Source organism: Corynebacterium sp. UMB10119B (assembly GCF_030228125.1).
GTDB classification, from domain to species: domain Bacteria; phylum Actinomycetota; class Actinomycetes; order Mycobacteriales; family Mycobacteriaceae; genus Corynebacterium; species Corynebacterium pseudogenitalium.
In genome coordinates this window covers 201,950-217,829 of sequence record NZ_JASPBG010000001.1, presented here as the reverse complement: position 1 = coordinate 217,829, position 15,880 = coordinate 201,950, and the positions used below count along the sequence as shown (strand labels likewise).

Genomic DNA, 15,880 nt, shown 5'->3' with positions numbered 1-15,880 from the left:
TTTAAGCGGTGAGACTACTTGTCCTGCTCAACAGGAACAAGGGAGATCTTGCCGCGATTATCAATATCACGAATCTCGACCTCGATCTTGTCACCGACGTTGACAACGTCCTCGACCTTCTCGATGCGCTTGTTGCCACCCAAGTTCGAGATATGAATCAGGCCGTCGGTTCCCGGGACGATCGAAACGAACGCGCCGAATGCAACGGTTTTGACCACGGTACCCAGGTAGTGCTCGCCTACCTTCGGCAACTGTGGGTTAGCAATTGCGTTGATCTTGTCGATCGCGGCGTCTGCTGCTTCGCCACTGGTTGCCGAGACGTACACGGTTCCGTCCTCTTCAATCGAGATGTCCGCGCCGGTTTCCTCGGTAATCGAGTTGATCATCTTGCCCTTCGGGCCAATGACCTCACCAATCTTGGAAACAGGAACCTTCACCGTGGTGATTTTCGGCGCCAACGAGCTCATATCATCCGGCGAATCGATGACCTCTGCCATCGTGTCCAGGATGGTCTCCCGAGCATCATGCGCCTGCTTCAGAGCCGAAGCGAGCACGTCAGAAGGAATGCCGTCCAGCTTGGTATCAAGCTGCAGGGCGGTGATGAACTCGCGGGTGCCTGCCACCTTGAAGTCCATATCGCCGAACGCATCTTCCGCGCCCAGAATGTCCGTCAGAGCGACGTACTTCGTCTCACCATCGACGTCACCCGACACAAGGCCCATCGCAATACCCGCGACCGGAGCAGCCAGTGGCACACCAGCGTTGTACAGCGACAACGTCGATGCGCAAACGGAGCCCATCGACGTCGAACCGTTGGAGCTCAGCGCCTCAGAAACCTGGCGAATCGTGTACGGGAAGTCCTCGCGCGAAGGTATCACTGGCAACAACGCGCGCTCTGCAAGCGCACCGTGACCGATTTCGCGGCGCTTCGGGGAGCCAACACGACCTGTTTCACCAGTCGAATACGGTGGGAAGTTGTAGTGGTGAATGTAACGCTTCGAAGTCTCAGGGCTCAGCGAATCGATTGGCTGTTCCATCTTCAACATGTCAAGCGTCGTCACACCAAGGATCTGGGTCTCGCCGCGCTCGAACAGTGCCGAACCATGCGCACGCGGGACGAGTTCGACTTCAACACCAAGGTCACGGATCGCGGTCACGCTGCGACCGTCGATACGATAGCCATCCTTCAGGATCTTGCCTCGAACGATCTCCTTCTGCAGTGCGTTGTACGCCGCGCGAATCTCCTTCACCACAGCAGCAACATCGTCGTCATCTTCGTCGACGTCGAGGCGGTCAAGCACATCTTCTTCGATGTCCTCGATGTACGCGTTGATCTTCTCTTCGCGCTCCTGCTTGCCAGCGATGGTCAAGAAGGAAGCGAGCTTCTTCGATGCCTTCTTCTCCACTGCTTCAAACACCTCATCGGTGTATGCCGGGAATAGCGGAAACTCCTTGCGTTCCTTGTCGAACTGAGCTGCAAGGTCGCGCTGCGCCTCACACAGCGTCTTGATGTACGGTTTCGCAGCCTCCAGACCGTCTGCGACGGTTTCCTCGGTAGGTGCAGGTGCGCCGTCAGCGATCAGCTTGACGACGTTCGCGCCAGCTCCTGCCTCAACCATCATGATTGCAACATCCGCTTCCGTCTTACGGCCACGCTTGCGCTCAACAATGCGGCCCGCAACAACCATCTCGAAGATGGCACGCTGGTGCTGCTCGTGATTCGGGAATGCAACCCACTGGCCTTCTGGGTGTTTATCGTCAGCGATCAATGCCATACGCACACCACCAACGGGGCCGGAAACCGGCAGGCCAGAAAGCTGCGTTGCCGCGGAAGCTCCGTTGATAGCGACAACGTCGTAGTATTCTTCCGGGGCGATCGACAGGACGGTAATCACGACCTGAACCTCGTTGCGCAGCCCCTTCACGAAGGTTGGGCGCAGTGGGCGGTCGATGAGACGGCAAGCCAGGATCGCCTCGGTGGATGGGCGGCCTTCGCGGCGGAAGAACGAGCCCGGGATACGGCCCGCGGCATACATTCGCTCCTCGACATCAACGGTCAGAGGGAAGAAATCAAAGCCTTCGCGGGGGTTATTCGACGCCGTAGTCGTCGCAAGCATCATGGTGTCATCGTCCAGGTAGGTCGTCACCGAGCCATCTGCCTGGCGAGCCAACTGGCCCGTCTCAAAACGAATGGTGCGAGAACCGAAATCACCATTGTCGAGCGACGCTACTGCTTCGGTAACCCCATACTCTTCATCAACGTGGATTTCGTACGAATTTCTCGGCTTAAAACTGCTCAATTGATCCCTCTCCTTGGATCTCCGGGCGATCATCGATGTCGCCGTTTTTGTGTCATTTAGAACGAAGCACACTCTACCACCCTGCAAGGGATTTCACCACGCTCCAGACACAGCTAAACCCCCGCCCTGAAAGCCAGAGCGGGGGTTTGAAGCCTTATGACGTGATCGTCTTAACGACGCAGGCCGAGACGAGCAATCAGGTCACGGTAGCGCTCGACGTTGTTCTCACGCAGGTACTTCAGCAGACCACGACGGCGACCAACCAGCAGCAGCAGGCCACGACGGGAGTGGTGGTCGTGCTGGTGGAACTTCAGGTGCTCAGTCAGGTTGTTGATGCGCTCGGTGAGCAGCGCAACCTGTGCCTCCGGGGAACCGGTGTCAGTCTCGTGCACACCGTAGGTCTTCAGAATCTCTGCCTTTTTCTCAGCGTTCAGCGCCATGAAAAACTCCTCATTTGTTTCAGTCCGCATATACTTTGACCACTTCGTGCTGCAACTGCTGCGAACCACAGTCTCAATGCGCACAAAGCCTGGACTACTTTAGCTGCTGCGCGCCAGGTTGGTCAAACGCGTCATGAACTCATCGAGGAATCGATCAACGTCGACACCAACTGCAACCTGACTCGTCTTCTTCGGGTCGTTCAGGCGCTCCGGGTCCCCGATCGTTCGTCCACGAGTTGGCTCTTCGAGGTCCGTGCGCAGGTTTATACCAATGCAGTCAACCAGGCTGGGATCTATCGCAACTGCTACCGCCAACGGGTCATGCAGCCCGCACCCACCAAGATGCGGCGAAGTTGTTTCATATGCCTTGATGTAAAAGTCAGTCGCCTCTGCCAAGAAGTCGCCTTGAGACGTGCCCAACTCCTTCCACACCGCGGTTTCTTTCGACGTCAACAGCGTCTGCAAAGTGACATCGAGCCCGATCATGGTGAGGTTCTGCGCCCTGCGCATCACAAAATCAGCAGCTTCGGGGTCCTGATTGATGTTCGCCTCAGTACACGTATTGACGTTTCCCGGCACGGTCAGCGCACCGCCCATCATCACAATCCTGGCACTGTCTGCAAAGTCTTTATCGGCTTCCATGGCAGCTGCGACCGTCGTCAGAGGCCCGACAGGAACAATCACTAATTCGTCGCCGTAGCGGTGGAACGCATCGACCATGAAGTCCACCGCGGAGGCTTCCTCGACAGCGCGATGGGCATCCGGAAGTTGCGCCTCCCCTATACCGTTTACGCCGTGAATGAACTGCGAAATTTCCAACACTTCAAAGCTGTCCTTGGCACGAGCATGCGTCGGGCCAGCGAACACGGGAATATCGGTGCGCCCGAATAGCTCGAGAATCGCGAGACTGTTGCGAACGCTATCAGCCACCGTGACGTTTCCATATGTCGATGTCACGCCGACAAGTTCCACTTCAGGTGAAGCCATAGCGTATGCCAACGCCAACGCGTCGTCGATACCGGTGTCTACGTCGAGAATCATCTTGATGGTCACAGCAAAAACCTCTCAAGCAACACAGATCAGCAACGGCTTTATTCTACGGAATCAGCAACAGGCTCGCTTAAGAGTTCGCGGGTCCGGGAAACGTCCCGAGCCATGTGCTCCAGAAGCTCGTCAACGGAATCGAACTTGACCATGTCGCGAACCTTCGCCACAAATTCGACGCGGGCCATCCGATCGTAGAGGTCAGCATCTCTATCAAGCACGTAGGACTCGACACTGCGCCGCTTGTCACCGAACGTCGGATTAGTGCCGACTGAAATCGCAGCCGGGTAGCGCTTTCCCGGAACCATGTTCCCGCCGATGGGGGCATCGTCGATAATTATGAGCCACCCCGCGTACACCCCATCTTTCGGGAGGGCAGAAACATCAGCAACATACTGATTCGCGGTCGGGTAACCGAGCTCGCGACCTCCTCGCCCAGCACCCCGCTCGATCGGACCCACGACGGAGAACGGCCTGCCCATGTAGTCCTTAGCCACACTGATGTTGCCCTGTGCGAGCTCGTCCCGAATCGCCGTTGAACAAATTCTTGTCGCGCCCTCTTTCAGCAGGCGGACTACCGTCACATCAACACCATTCTGCTCACCGAGCTGCACCATCGTCTGCGACGTGCCGGAAGCATCTCGTCCGAACGTAAAATTCTCGCCCACAAAGACGTGACGAGCATGCAAGGTGCCCATCACTATTTTGCCGAAATAGTCTTGTGCACTCTCCCCCGCAAGCTCTTTGCGGAAATCGATAACAATCAGCGCGTCCACGCCAAGCTCAGCGATGAGCCGCGCCCGCTCCTCGAGTGGCATCAGCGCCGTGGGCGCGGCTTCTGGACGAAATACTGCTACCGGGTGCGGCTCAAATGTCATCACCACGCATGGCACCTGGAGACGCTTCGCCTCATCAACAGCTGCTTTGATCAGCATCTGGTGACCGCGGTGGACCCCGTCAAAGACCCCTATCGTCAACACGGTGCCGTCGAGAGCACCAAACGATTCCGGTACAGCATTAAGACCGTGCAAAATATCCACGTGCAATAGCGTACGGCATACTAAAGAGCTATGAGTGATCCCCTCGCTACATCTGGAATTGTTGTCATCGATAAGCCACAAGGCCTCACAAGCCACGACGTGGTCGCACGCCTTCGCCGTGCTTTCGGGACCCGCAAAGTTGGTCATGCCGGCACCTTGGATCCGATGGCGACTGGAGTACTGGTTGTCGGTATCGAGCGTGGCACAAAGCTCCTCGCCCACCTCGTCGCGGAAACCAAGACGTACGAGGCAACCATTCGGCTCGGTGCCGCCACCACGACGGATGACGCCGAGGGCGAGGTCGTCAGCACCTCCCCCACCGATGCAGTCACTGACGCCGACATTATCGACGCCATCGACAGCTTCCGCGGCGATATCATGCAGCGTCCCTCAAGCGTGTCCGCAATCAAAATCGACGGCAAGCGCGCACATCAGCTCGTCCGCGAAGGACACGATGTCGAGATCCCAGCCCGACCAGTAACAATTCATGAGTACAGCATTTTGGGCATCGCTCGCGTCGATACCTGGATTGACGTCGATGTCCGTGTGCACTGCTCCTCGGGGACGTACATTCGCGCGCTCGCACGCGATCTAGGTGAGACCCTACACACCGGCGGGCACCTGACTGCGCTTCGCCGAACCACAGTCGGGCCCTTTAACCTCGAGCACGCATTGGAGCTGGAAGACATCCAGGCTCACCCGCGCTTCAGCCTCACCCTCGACGAAGCCTGCGCTACCTGTTGGCCGGTACTGCCCGTCACCAACGATGAATACGACGCCCTCGCTATGGGCAAATGGCTCGAACCTCGCGGACTTTCGGGTGTACACGCTGCACAACGTGACGACGGCCGCGTCGTCGCCCTTGTGAAAGAATCCAAGAAGCGTCTTGCCACGGTGTTTGTCGCGCGCCCATCCACGCTGTAGTCAGCGCTAACGCCGTTTTTCGCGTTTGTCGCTACAACAGAAACGCAGAAGTGATGACGTAGCCAGCCCGGTGCACCCAGCGCCCCTCAAAGAACGGAGCGGGCGTCGGCCGCTCGAGAATGTACGAAACAAATGTTCCGTTCGGCCGGATATAGATTTCCGCCTGATCGAATTCCAACATCTTTCGCGCCAACGGGAACCAACACTTATATGTGGCCTCTTTCGCGCAGAACAGCAGCCGATCAGCCCAGAAGCAGCCCTCTGCCCGAAGTGCGTCCAACATCTCAAGCTCGGTTGGGCACGCGATTTGGGGCAATACGCCTTCCGGAAGCGGCTCCGCCAGCTCAGCATCAATACCGATAGAGCGCACCTTGTTGAGTGGCGCAACGACCGCCGCACGAAAACCATCCGTATGCGTCAATGAGCCACACACGCCCTCGGGCCACAACGGCATCCCAGCTTCGCCCCGCATGATGCGGTGAGGACCTTCGACCCCTAGTTCGTCGAGGGCGCGGTGCGCACACCAACGGGCATCGCCGAACTCCCCTTTCCGGATATCGACCGCTCCGCGGACAACGCCTTTCTCCTGCTCGTCGAGATTATCGTAATTGCGGAGATTATGGCCGTCATCGGTTCGAAGAGAGACGAACCGCGCAGAGGGAGGGAATAATGACAGATCGCGCACTAGCGGTTCACCTCCCAGACTGGGTACGGCCAACGATGTTCCTCTGGCCAGCGCTGCCACTCCCTGGGGTACCCCAACGACACTTCAATATGCGGAATGCCGTCTACATGTACGGTCCCCGGGATATGAAGGTGTCCGTAGACTACGGCCTGTGCCTGGAACCGCTTAGGCCAACTGCGCGTGTGCCGGGTCCCGCACCACATGGCAATGTCCCCGTAGAACAGGCGGTGCGTTGGCTCCTTTACCAGTGGCCAGTGGTTGACCAAGATCGTCTTACCGTGCACGCGAGAAAGGCGCTTCGTTGTGTACGCCAAGCGCTCCCAGCACCACGCACGAGTATCTACAAATGGGCGGATAGCAAACTCGTCCGTCATCAGAATGTTGTTGTCGCGAGCTTTCTTCAGCGCGGCGTCGACACTTAAATGCTGAGGGCGAAACGAGTAGTCGTACAGAGTAAACAGTGGCGCCACCGTAATGCCGTGGAATACCGGGTACGGGTCCTCAGGCGTTACAACGCCGAGTTCTCGCATTGCCTGGACTAGCGCAACGTACTTATCACGGCCTCTGTAGCGTGATCGCTCGCTAGAGAACAGCTCGTGGTTTCCAGGGGCCCAGATGACTTTCTCAAACCGTTGAGCAAGTACACCCATCACGTTGACTATCAGCTCAAATTTCTCTGCAACATCACCCGCGACAATCAGCCAATCCCCCTCATGCCGCGGTTGAATGCGGTCGATCTTGGCCTGATTCGCCTTTACTGCAGCATGCAGGTCGCTGACCGCCCACAGTGTCGGACCTAGCATGACGTACTCACTCCTCTACCCCGGTGCGCGCCCACTTCATCGAACGGAACCGCCACAGCACTCCCACCAGACGCAACACGACTGAGACAAAATAGCCGGCCCACACACCCGCGAGACCCCACCCCAGCCACATGGACAACAACGTCAAAGGCAAAAATCCACCGAGCATTGCGCCAATCGAAAGGTTGCGCAGGAAGACAGCGTCACTCGCTCCAAGCAGCACCCCGTCGAGCGCAAACACCGCACCCCCCACAACGATCATCGCCACCAACCACCGCCAAGGGACAGCCAGCGCGTCTGCCATGCCAGGATCATGCGTAAAAATCGACTGGATTGGCCCATCGAACACAAGAAAAACCGCAGCGAGCACAACCGCAAACACCGTAGCGTAGCGCGTAACAGCTGCACCTGTCCCTCTTGCGCGCTCCACGTTTCCCTGCCCAAGTGCAGCCCCTGTAAGCGTCTGAGCTGCAATTGCGAGCGAGTCCAGCACGAGGCTCAGGAAGTTCCACAACTGCAGCAACACCTGGTGCGCGGCCAATGCGAAGACACCAAAACGACCAGCGACTGCAGTAGCGGCGAGCAACGAAATCTGAAAGGAGGCGGAGCGCAAAATCAAGTCACGTCCAAGCACCAACTGATGGGCAATGACATTCCACTGTGGGCGCCAAACAGCGCCCTCTCCTCGATGTTCCTTTACAAGCGCCCCAACGAATAGTGAAGCGGTAATTCCCATTCCTATTACGTTGGCCACAGCAGAGCCCACCAGCCCAAAGTGGTCAACAAGCAAAGGCAATAGAACCGCCCCGGGTACAAGACCGCACAGCGTCAACACAAACGGTAGCCTGGTGTTTTGCACTCCTCGCATCCAACCATTACCTGCCATAATCAGCAGCGTCAGCGGAATAGCGACCGCCGCGACATGCATCCACTGCGCCGCGTCAGCAGACGTTTCCGCATTCTGAGTCAACGCAAACGCGATGGGTTCGGCGAACAGCCAAATAATCGACGCCAATCCGAGGCCCACGAGTATTGCCACCCACGAAGCCTGGACGCCTTCCGCGACCGCATCAGCACGCCGACCTGCGCCGTAAAGACGCGAGCTACGCGCGGTAGTGCCGTAGGAAAGAAACGTCAGCTGCGTGGTCACCGTAGATTGCACCGCAGTACCAGCAGCGAGCGCCGCAAGCTCAACCGTGCCCAGCCTTCCAACCACAGCAGTATCCAGCAGCAAATACAGAGGATTCGCCGCAAGCACGCCGAGGGCCGGTAGCGCCAAGGCAAAAATGTCACGCGCCCGCACACCATGTGTATTCGTCATACAGGAGCAGCCTTACTCCGCAACGTAAGCGTCATGCAATGCAGCGAGAAGCCGATCTTGTACCTGTTCTTTCGTTCCTTGCGCCGAGTACCCCGCAGCTGGGCGGTGACCACCCCCGCCGAGCGCACTTGCAACGACGGAGACATCTACCTTTGTCGAGCGCAAGGAAATCCCCCACCGATCCGAGTGGAACTGCTTGAGTACAACCCCGACGTCACTGCCAACGAGGACACGCGCGTAATCAATTACGGCTTCAACGGCAGTTTGGCTCATCGCTTGCATCGCAGCTTCATCAATACACATGAACGAAACTGTGAGATCATCGACTTGACGTGATTCCAAGCTTGCTAATGCACTACCCATCAAACGTAGGTCATCGGCCGTCATCTCGTCCGAAAGCTGCAGGGATATGTTCCTTGGATTGAGCCCGAATTCCAACAACTCTCCAGCAAGCGTATGCATTCTCGGGGAACCCCAACGGAAATTACCTGTGTCGGTGACAAGCCCGGAATACAGGCAATAGGCTAGTTCAGCGTCTAACTCGACGCCGAGGTACGTAAACAGCTCCCGGATGATAGTCGTCGTCGATTCAGAATCGATAATGAGGTTCCGCGCTCCGAACCCGTCATTCGAACGGTGATGGTCAAGCACGATCACCCGCTCTTGCTGCGCCATAAGCTCAGATTGGTAGCATCCCGTTCGGTCTACCGAGGCACAATCAACCGTGACGATCAGCCCATCCGCTGGTAACGCTTCCCCATAGATGACCTCATCAACCCCCGGAATAGAGCGCAGGTTATTTGCGTGCGGGAATGGCTGGCCGATGTAAGCACTGGCTTCAATTCCGATCTGCCGCAATCCTCGAACAAGAGCGCACGCCGATCCAATCGCATCAGCATCGGGCTTGATATGGGCCAGCACCGCAACATTCGACGCGTTCTTAATGGCGCCAGCAACTTTGTTAAATTCGGCCTCTGCTTGGGGAAATAACAACGCCATAGTGCCTACTCTTCAATCGTCTTATACGGGTTTTCCTCACCTGCTGGCTGGGCGCTCTCTCGCAGTCGCGCCAGCTCTGCATCGCGACGACGAGCTTTCTCCAGCAGTTCTTCCATCCGTGCCGAGGACTCCGGCACCGTATCAAGCTTGAACTCAATCGTAGGAGTAAAGCGGACACTCAACTGGTCGCCAACAATCTTGCGGATCTGTCCTCGGTGACGGTACAGCGCCTCTGCAGCCTGATCGTAATCCGGCTCGTCGTCGATATTCTTTCCGCGTACCGTGTAGTAGACAGTCGCATCATGTAGGTCGCCGGTCATCCGGACGTCCGTAATAGTCACCAATTCGAGGCGACGGTCTTTCACTTCACGCTCTATCGCCGAAGCGACGATCATTTGGATCTGCTTCGCCAGGCGCTGCGCGCGAGGGTTCTCTGACATTTCGTCTCCTTTACTTCATTGGCACTAAACCTCCGAACAGTCTACCCTGCTACGACGCAGCCCACTACTTCAAGAAAAGAAACGGCCCTGCTCACTTCGCGTTTGCGAAAGAGCAGGGCCGTTTTCTCTCTACCGACTAGTCGCGGGGGACTTCCACCATCTCGTATGCCTCGATGATGTCGTCGACCTGGATGTCCGGGTAGGACAGCACCATGCCGCACTCGTAGCCCTTTGCAACCTCTGTTGCGTCGTCCTTCTCGCGTCGCAGCGAGTCGATGGTCGCGTCCGAGGTAACAACATTGCCGTCGCGCACGAGGCGAATCTTCGCTCCACGCTTGACCTTGCCTTCGGTAACCATGCAGCCTGCGATGAGGCCGACAGAAGACGCCTTGAAGATCTGACGGATCTCGGCCTTGCCCAGGTCCTTCTCTTCGTAGATCGGCTTCAGCATGCCCTTCAGGGCTGCCTCGACTTCCTCGATCGCCTTGTAGATCACCGAGTAGTAACGGATCTCGACGCCCTCGTTGTTGGCTTCTTCCGTAGCCTTGCCCTCAGCACGGACATTGAATGCCACGATGACAGCGTCGGAAGCGGCCGCGAGCACGACGTTGGTCTGGGTAACAGCACCGACGCCACGGTCGATGATGTTTACCTCGACTTCGTCGTCGACCTCGATCTTGAGCAGCGCCTCCTCCAGAGCTTCCACCGAACCGGCGTTGTCGCCCTTGAGGATGAGGTTGAGCTGGCTGGTCTCCTTGAGCGCCTGATCCAGGTTCTCCAGAGAGACGCGCTTCTTGTTGCGTGCCTGCATAGCGGCGCGATGACGAGCGTCGCGCTGCGCAGCGATCTGGCGGGCAACACGGTCGTCCTCGACTACCAGGAGGTTGTCGCCTGGACCAGGAACGCCATTGAGGCCTTGTACCTGTACCGGGCGGGACGGGCCAGCCTTTTCAACGTCGTTGCCCCACTCGTCGACCATTCGGCGGACACGGCCGAAGTTGCCGCCCACAACGATGGAGTCGCCGACGCGCAACGTACCGCGCTGCACGATAACGGTGGAGACTGGGCCACGGCCACGGTCGAGGTGCGACTCGATAGCCACGCCCTGTGCATCCATGTCCGGGTTCGCCTGCAGCTCGAGAGCTGCGTCGGCGGTCAGCAAGACTGCCTCGAGCAGTTCATCGATGCCGGTGCCCTGCTTCGCGGAGATGTCGATGAACATGGTGTCACCGCCGTACTCCTCCGGAACCAGTCCGTATTCGGTCAGCTGACCACGGATCTTCTCCGGCGAAGCCTCCGGCTTATCCACCTTGTTCACTGCAACCACGATAGGCAGGTCTGCAGCCTTGGCGTGGTTGATAGCCTCAACCGTCTGTGGCATCACGCCGTCGTCAGCAGCGACAACGAGGATAGCGAGGTCGGTCGACTTCGCACCGCGGGCACGCATTGCCGTGAACGCCTCGTGACCTGGGGTATCGAGGAACGTGATCTTACGCTCAACCCCCTCGAGCTCAACGGTGGTCTGGTACGCACCGATGCCCTGGGTAATACCGCCGGCCTCGCCGCGCCCAACGTTGGCGCGACGAATTGTATCCAGCAAGCGGGTCTTACCGTGGTCCACGTGACCCATGACAGACACCACTGGTGGGCGCTGTTCAAGGTCCTCTTCGGTGCCTTCATCCTCACCGAACTGGAGGTCGAAGGACTCGAGAAGTTCGCGGTCCTCGTCCTCAGGAGAGACGATCTTAACCTCGTAGTTAATTTCGGCGCCGAGTAGCTGCAGCGTCTCCTCGGGGACCGACTGCGTTGCCGTTACCATTTCACCAAGGTTGAACAGCGCCTGCACCAGGTTCGATGCTTCGGTACCGATCTTGTCAGCGAAGTCAGCCAAGGTCGCGCCCTGACGCAGACGCACAGTCTTGCCACCGCCATCGGGAAGGCGTACGCCACCGATGACGTTTGGTGCGTGCATCTCTTCGTACTCGGCCCTCTTCTGACCCTTCGACTTACGACGACGCCCTGGTGCGCCACCTGGACGGCCGAATGCACCAGCGGTTCCGCCACGACGTCCACCGCGACCGCGGAAACCGCCGCCCTGTGGGCCGCCCGGGCCGTGTCCACCACGGCCGCGGCCGTGCCCACGACCGCCACGGTTGTCCGACCCAGCCGCCTTGCGTGGCATTTGCGTTGGTGATGGTGCCGCTGCCATATCTGCTGGGGACGGACGACGGCTACCTTGACGCTGCGCGCCAGTCCCGCGACCCTGGCCCTGGTTCTGCCCTGGGCGTGGGCCACCTTGGCCACCGCGACCAGGCTGACCACCACGGCCACCCTGTGCACCGCGACCACCCGGACGTGGAGCTGGTCGTGCCCCACCAGTGTTGGAAGAAAATGGATTGTTGGCTACCCGTGGGCGGCCACCCGGCTTCGGCATCGGCCGCGGCATACCCGACGGCTTCGGTGCTGCAGGTTTTGCAGCACTTGGCTTCGGTGCCGCTGGCTTTGCTGCTGCAGGCTTCGGGGCAGCTGGCTTAGCAGCGCCGGGCTTTGGAGCGGCTGGTGTGGCAGCACCGGGCTTTGGTGCTGCAGGTTTTGCAGCACTTGGCTTCGGTGCCGCAGGCTTTGCTGCTGCAGGCTTCGACGCCTTACCAGCGGGCTTCGCTGCATCCTTATCCTTCGCGGATGCTTCTTCTCCGCCACCATTCTTTTGCTCGTACAGTGCCGTCATCTTCTTGACGACGGGAGGCTCAATGGTGGAGGAAGCTGTCTTTACGAATTCGCCCTCTTCCTTCAGAGTGGCGAGTAGTTCCTTGCTTGTTACGCCGAGTCGTTTTGCGAGCTCGTGTACGCGTAGCTTTCCGGGCACGTGTCTCCTCTTAGTTGGGCTAGAGGGCGGCACCGGAAACGGCGACCGGCCTCTAGACGTTGATTATGACTTTCATCGCTGATGCTGCTTCATTGTTGCGTTCTCATCAGTGTTCGGTCTTCCTTACTTCTGTTGGGTCTTTCGCCTTTTCAGCGAGGTACTTGTGTACATGACCTACGTCCGCAGGGGCGGACAGACGGAGGGCGCGAGAGAAAGCTCTACGCTCTTCCGCCAGCTTTAATGCATCCCATGTAGGGGTTATCCACGCTCCCCGCCCAGGTAATGATCGGGTGGGATCTGCAAGAACAACACCTGGAACAGTACCGTCAGCAACAACCCGGAGCAATTCCCTATCTGGAAGTTTCCGGCCTGTGGCTATACAGGTGCGACGACGGATTGAGCGTTCGCTCGCTGAAGTCATCCACACCCTTCTTCCACATACTCGACATTGCTGAACGGCTATCGCGTGGCCAACACCACGATGGGAAAATTAGCCACGGACCAGCCTACGCCACTTTGCCAAGTTTTTATAAGCGTTGTGTGAATTCCCAACACAGAGGCCAGGATCTGGCGTCGTTAATCCGCGGCTGCGTCGGAGTGGATGTCGATCTTCCAACCGGTAAGGCGAGCAGCCAGACGTGCGTTCTGCCCCTCCTTGCCAATCGCAAGTGACAGCTGGTAGTCGGGCACGGTAACACGCGCTACTTGCGCCACTGGGTCGACGACCTCGACCTTGACAACCTTCGATGGCGCCAGTGAGTTACCAACATACGTAGCCGGATCCTCTGCCCAGTCGATGATGTCGATCTTTTCCCCACCGAGCTCCTTCATCACGTTTGAGACACGCGAGCCGCGCGGGCCGATGCATGCGCCTTTCGCGTTGACACCCTTCACCGTCGCCCGTACAGCGATCTTGGAGCGGTGCCCCGCCTCACGGGCAATGCCCACGATCTCAACGGTGCCATCTGCGATTTCCGGGACCTCAAGCGCGAACAACCCGCGCACGAGCTCAGGGTGCGTGCGCGACAGGCTTACCTGCACACGACGGTCAGACTTATTGACGCCAACTACGTACGCCTTAATGCGGTCACCGTGCTTGAGCGTTTCGGAAGGGATCTTTTCTGCCGGGATGAGCAGGCCATCCTGTGGATCGGCTTCGGTTCCAAGCTGCACCACGGAGATTCCGCGTGCTTCCGCTTGCGCGTCCCGTTGCACGATGCCTGAGACAACAGTACCTTCAGCGCCGGAGTACTCCTCGTACACGCGACCAGCTTCGACGGCCAATAGCTTGCCCTTGATGGCGTCGCGCACGGCCCTCGCACCGATTCGAGAAAAGTTGACCGGGGTGGCGTCGTACTCCGAGATAATTTCGCCCTCAGCGTCGAGCTCAGAAACCATGACGGCAACGTCACCGGTTTCGGAGTCGATGTCGACGCGCGCCTTGTGGTGTTCATCCTGGGGGTGCTCCAGGTTGTCCGTGTACGCGAAGAGCAGCGCCGAGGCGATGGTCTCGAGTAGTTCGTCGAACCCAATTCCTTGCTGTGCTTCGATGTTCTTCAAGACTTGGACGTCAATATTCACTTGTCTTCCTCCGGATCCCTTACAGGGTTGCTGCTACTTCTGCTTCTTCAAACGTCGCCTCGCTGAGTTCTCGCTCAGCAGCGGGCGGCATGTTGAACTCAATTTCTACCACCGATTTCGGCATTTCGGAAACTTCCAAGATTTGCACCGCCGGGGTCTTCTTCCCTGCCTCGATCAGCGCGACCTTCGTTTCCTCGGAGTTCATCGCACCAATGCGCCAGATAGAACTCTGGCCGTTGGTGTCGTTGAGCTTCACCAACCGTCCGCGGTTACGACGCCAGTGGCGCGGTGCTGTGAGCGGTAAGTCGACGCCTGGGGTGGTCACTTCCAGCGTGTAACCAGCACCGAATGAGAACGCTCCGACTTCTTCCTGTTCGTCGAGGAACTCCCCGATTTCGTTCGACACTACCTCGAGCTCGTCCAGCGTTGGACGCGCATCGGCATCAAGCGCGATGACAATCTGGGATTTCTTGCCAGCCTTCACTGCCTTGACGTGTTCGATGTCCATGTTGTGGCGTTGGGCCAGCGGCTCAATGAGTGTCTCTAGTTCTTGGGGAGTTGGAAAAGCCATGTGCCCACCATAGCGCGACGCAAACGTGCTAGCGTTTTCCCCGTGAAAAAATTGCTGGTTGCTGTTCTTGCGGTGCCGTTGTCGCTGACGCTTTCGTCGTGCGACCTTCTCGGTGTTGTTGGGCCCCGCCCCGACAAAGCAGTGCTTGGCCTTGCGCAACAGGCGACTGCGGATGCGCGCAGTCTTTCGGATCCAGCACTCGCTGAGCTTCGTGGCAAGCAGGCGGATGAGCTTTTTGGAGAGGTTGCGCGACTCTGCGGCAACATTGACGCGGAGTTGCCGCGCAGCTGCGAGTTTTCCACCGGTCCTGGTGAAGCCGTGGGTGTCAGCAACGATGCAGCTCTGCAAGAGTTCGTCGAGCAGTCCGTGACAGCTTCTTTGGAGAAGGTTCCAGCGCAGTCGCGAGACTTAGTTGCGGCGCAGGCCGTCGACATCATCGCGGCAATCGGCCTCGAACTCGACGCTGAGGACGTCGCCGCACTGCAAAACAAGGGCGATATCGAGCTTGCCAGTGCGGCGCTCAAAACAGAGTACGAGTTCCTCTATGGGCTGGGGCTGGCAAAGGCATATGCGGATGCGCCGCTGCACGCGCGTATCGCCGCGTTGGAGGACGCCTCCGATGAGCGCGTCGCGTTCCTGCGCACCGCACTGCGCGACGCTGACTCGATTCCAGTCGCAGCAGCTGGGTATCAACTCGCCCACGATGATGCGCTCAATGATGCAGCAGATGCCGAAGCGCTTGTCGACGCCCTCTCCGCCCAGCTCACCAATACCTGGAGGGGAACCGTATCCCAAGCCAGCTCTTCCGAGTGGAAACAACAAAGCCTTATGCTTGCCGCGCACGCGCAGCAAGCATAAGGCTCCTT

Annotated in this window: 15 protein-coding genes; 2 read left to right on the top strand and 13 right to left on the bottom strand. The window is 58.4% G+C overall.

All coding sequences use genetic code 11. The features are described from left to right. Positions 1 to 14 precede the first annotated feature (14 nt). The 4 genes from QP802_RS00995 to QP802_RS00980 all read right to left on the bottom strand — a co-directional run bounded on the left by QP802_RS00995 (position 15) and on the right by QP802_RS00980 (position 4,824). Entirely contained in the window at positions 15 to 2,333 is a 2,319-nt protein-coding gene (locus QP802_RS00995; protein WP_070362313.1) for a polyribonucleotide nucleotidyltransferase, read from the bottom strand. Between the two features lie 137 nt (positions 2,334 to 2,470). After that, the gene (rpsO, locus tag QP802_RS00990; protein WP_070362312.1) at positions 2,471 to 2,740 is read right to left on the bottom strand and encodes a 30S ribosomal protein S15; all 270 of its coding nucleotides are present in this window, start codon (positions 2,738 to 2,740) and stop codon (positions 2,471 to 2,473) included. A gap of 99 nt (positions 2,741 to 2,839) precedes the next feature. Beyond that, complete coding sequence (locus QP802_RS00985; protein WP_218161309.1) at positions 2,840 to 3,793, bottom strand: nucleoside hydrolase; 954 nt, start codon at positions 3,791 to 3,793, stop codon at positions 2,840 to 2,842. Positions 3,794 to 3,831: 38 nt separating this feature from the next. Then, positions 3,832 to 4,824: a bifunctional riboflavin kinase/FAD synthetase gene (locus QP802_RS00980; protein ID WP_284817453.1), complete on the bottom strand. Its 993-nt coding sequence runs from the start codon at positions 4,822 to 4,824 to the stop codon at positions 3,832 to 3,834. 30 nt (positions 4,825 to 4,854) lie between these two features. On the opposite strand from QP802_RS00980, the gene truB reads away from it, so the two are divergent. After that, positions 4,855 to 5,748 (top strand): tRNA pseudouridine(55) synthase TruB, encoded by an 894-nt coding sequence (truB, locus tag QP802_RS00975; RefSeq protein WP_070362310.1) that lies wholly within the window; start codon positions 4,855 to 4,857, stop codon positions 5,746 to 5,748. A gap of 31 nt (positions 5,749 to 5,779) precedes the next feature. Here truB and QP802_RS00970 read toward each other — a convergent pair whose 3' ends face one another. From QP802_RS00970 to rimP, 9 genes are all read right to left on the bottom strand, one after another. After that, positions 5,780 to 6,433 (bottom strand): 4'-phosphopantetheinyl transferase family protein, encoded by a 654-nt coding sequence (locus QP802_RS00970; RefSeq protein ID WP_071572532.1) that lies wholly within the window; start codon positions 6,431 to 6,433, stop codon positions 5,780 to 5,782. Then, positions 6,433 to 7,236: a metallophosphoesterase family protein gene (locus QP802_RS00965; RefSeq protein ID WP_256059533.1), complete on the bottom strand. Its 804-nt coding sequence runs from the start codon at positions 7,234 to 7,236 to the stop codon at positions 6,433 to 6,435. Before QP802_RS00965 ends, QP802_RS00970 begins: the two co-directional genes overlap by 1 nt. Positions 7,237 to 7,243: 7 nt before the next feature. Further along, on the bottom strand, positions 7,244 to 8,557 hold the full coding sequence (locus QP802_RS00960) for an MATE family efflux transporter (RefSeq protein ID WP_070478901.1): 1,314 nt from the start codon (positions 8,555 to 8,557) through the stop codon (positions 7,244 to 7,246). Positions 8,558 to 8,569: 12 nt separating this feature from the next. Further along, positions 8,570 to 9,556 (bottom strand): DHH family phosphoesterase, encoded by a 987-nt coding sequence (locus QP802_RS00955; protein WP_284817452.1) that lies wholly within the window; start codon positions 9,554 to 9,556, stop codon positions 8,570 to 8,572. Positions 9,557 to 9,561: 5 nt separating this feature from the next. Beyond that, the gene (gene rbfA, locus QP802_RS00950; protein WP_070478897.1) at positions 9,562 to 9,996 is read right to left on the bottom strand and encodes a 30S ribosome-binding factor RbfA; all 435 of its coding nucleotides are present in this window, start codon (positions 9,994 to 9,996) and stop codon (positions 9,562 to 9,564) included. Between the two features lie 136 nt (positions 9,997 to 10,132). Continuing rightward, positions 10,133 to 12,862: a translation initiation factor IF-2 gene (infB, locus tag QP802_RS00945; protein ID WP_284817451.1), complete on the bottom strand. Its 2,730-nt coding sequence runs from the start codon at positions 12,860 to 12,862 to the stop codon at positions 10,133 to 10,135. Between the two features lie 106 nt (positions 12,863 to 12,968). Further along, on the bottom strand, positions 12,969 to 13,283 hold the full coding sequence (locus QP802_RS00940; protein WP_071572529.1) for a YlxR family protein: 315 nt from the start codon (positions 13,281 to 13,283) through the stop codon (positions 12,969 to 12,971). Between the two features lie 155 nt (positions 13,284 to 13,438). Continuing rightward, complete coding sequence (gene nusA, locus QP802_RS00935) at positions 13,439 to 14,443, bottom strand: transcription termination factor NusA (RefSeq protein ID WP_070478894.1); 1,005 nt, start codon at positions 14,441 to 14,443, stop codon at positions 13,439 to 13,441. A 19-nt stretch (positions 14,444 to 14,462) separates the two neighbouring features. Then, positions 14,463 to 15,014 (bottom strand): ribosome maturation factor RimP, encoded by a 552-nt coding sequence (gene rimP / locus QP802_RS00930; protein ID WP_256041698.1) that lies wholly within the window; start codon positions 15,012 to 15,014, stop codon positions 14,463 to 14,465. A gap of 42 nt (positions 15,015 to 15,056) precedes the next feature. Between rimP and QP802_RS00925 the strand changes: the two genes are divergently transcribed. Then, positions 15,057 to 15,872 (top strand): DUF4439 domain-containing protein, encoded by an 816-nt coding sequence (locus tag QP802_RS00925; protein ID WP_284817450.1) that lies wholly within the window; start codon positions 15,057 to 15,059, stop codon positions 15,870 to 15,872. Positions 15,873 to 15,880: the final 8 nt, after the last annotated feature.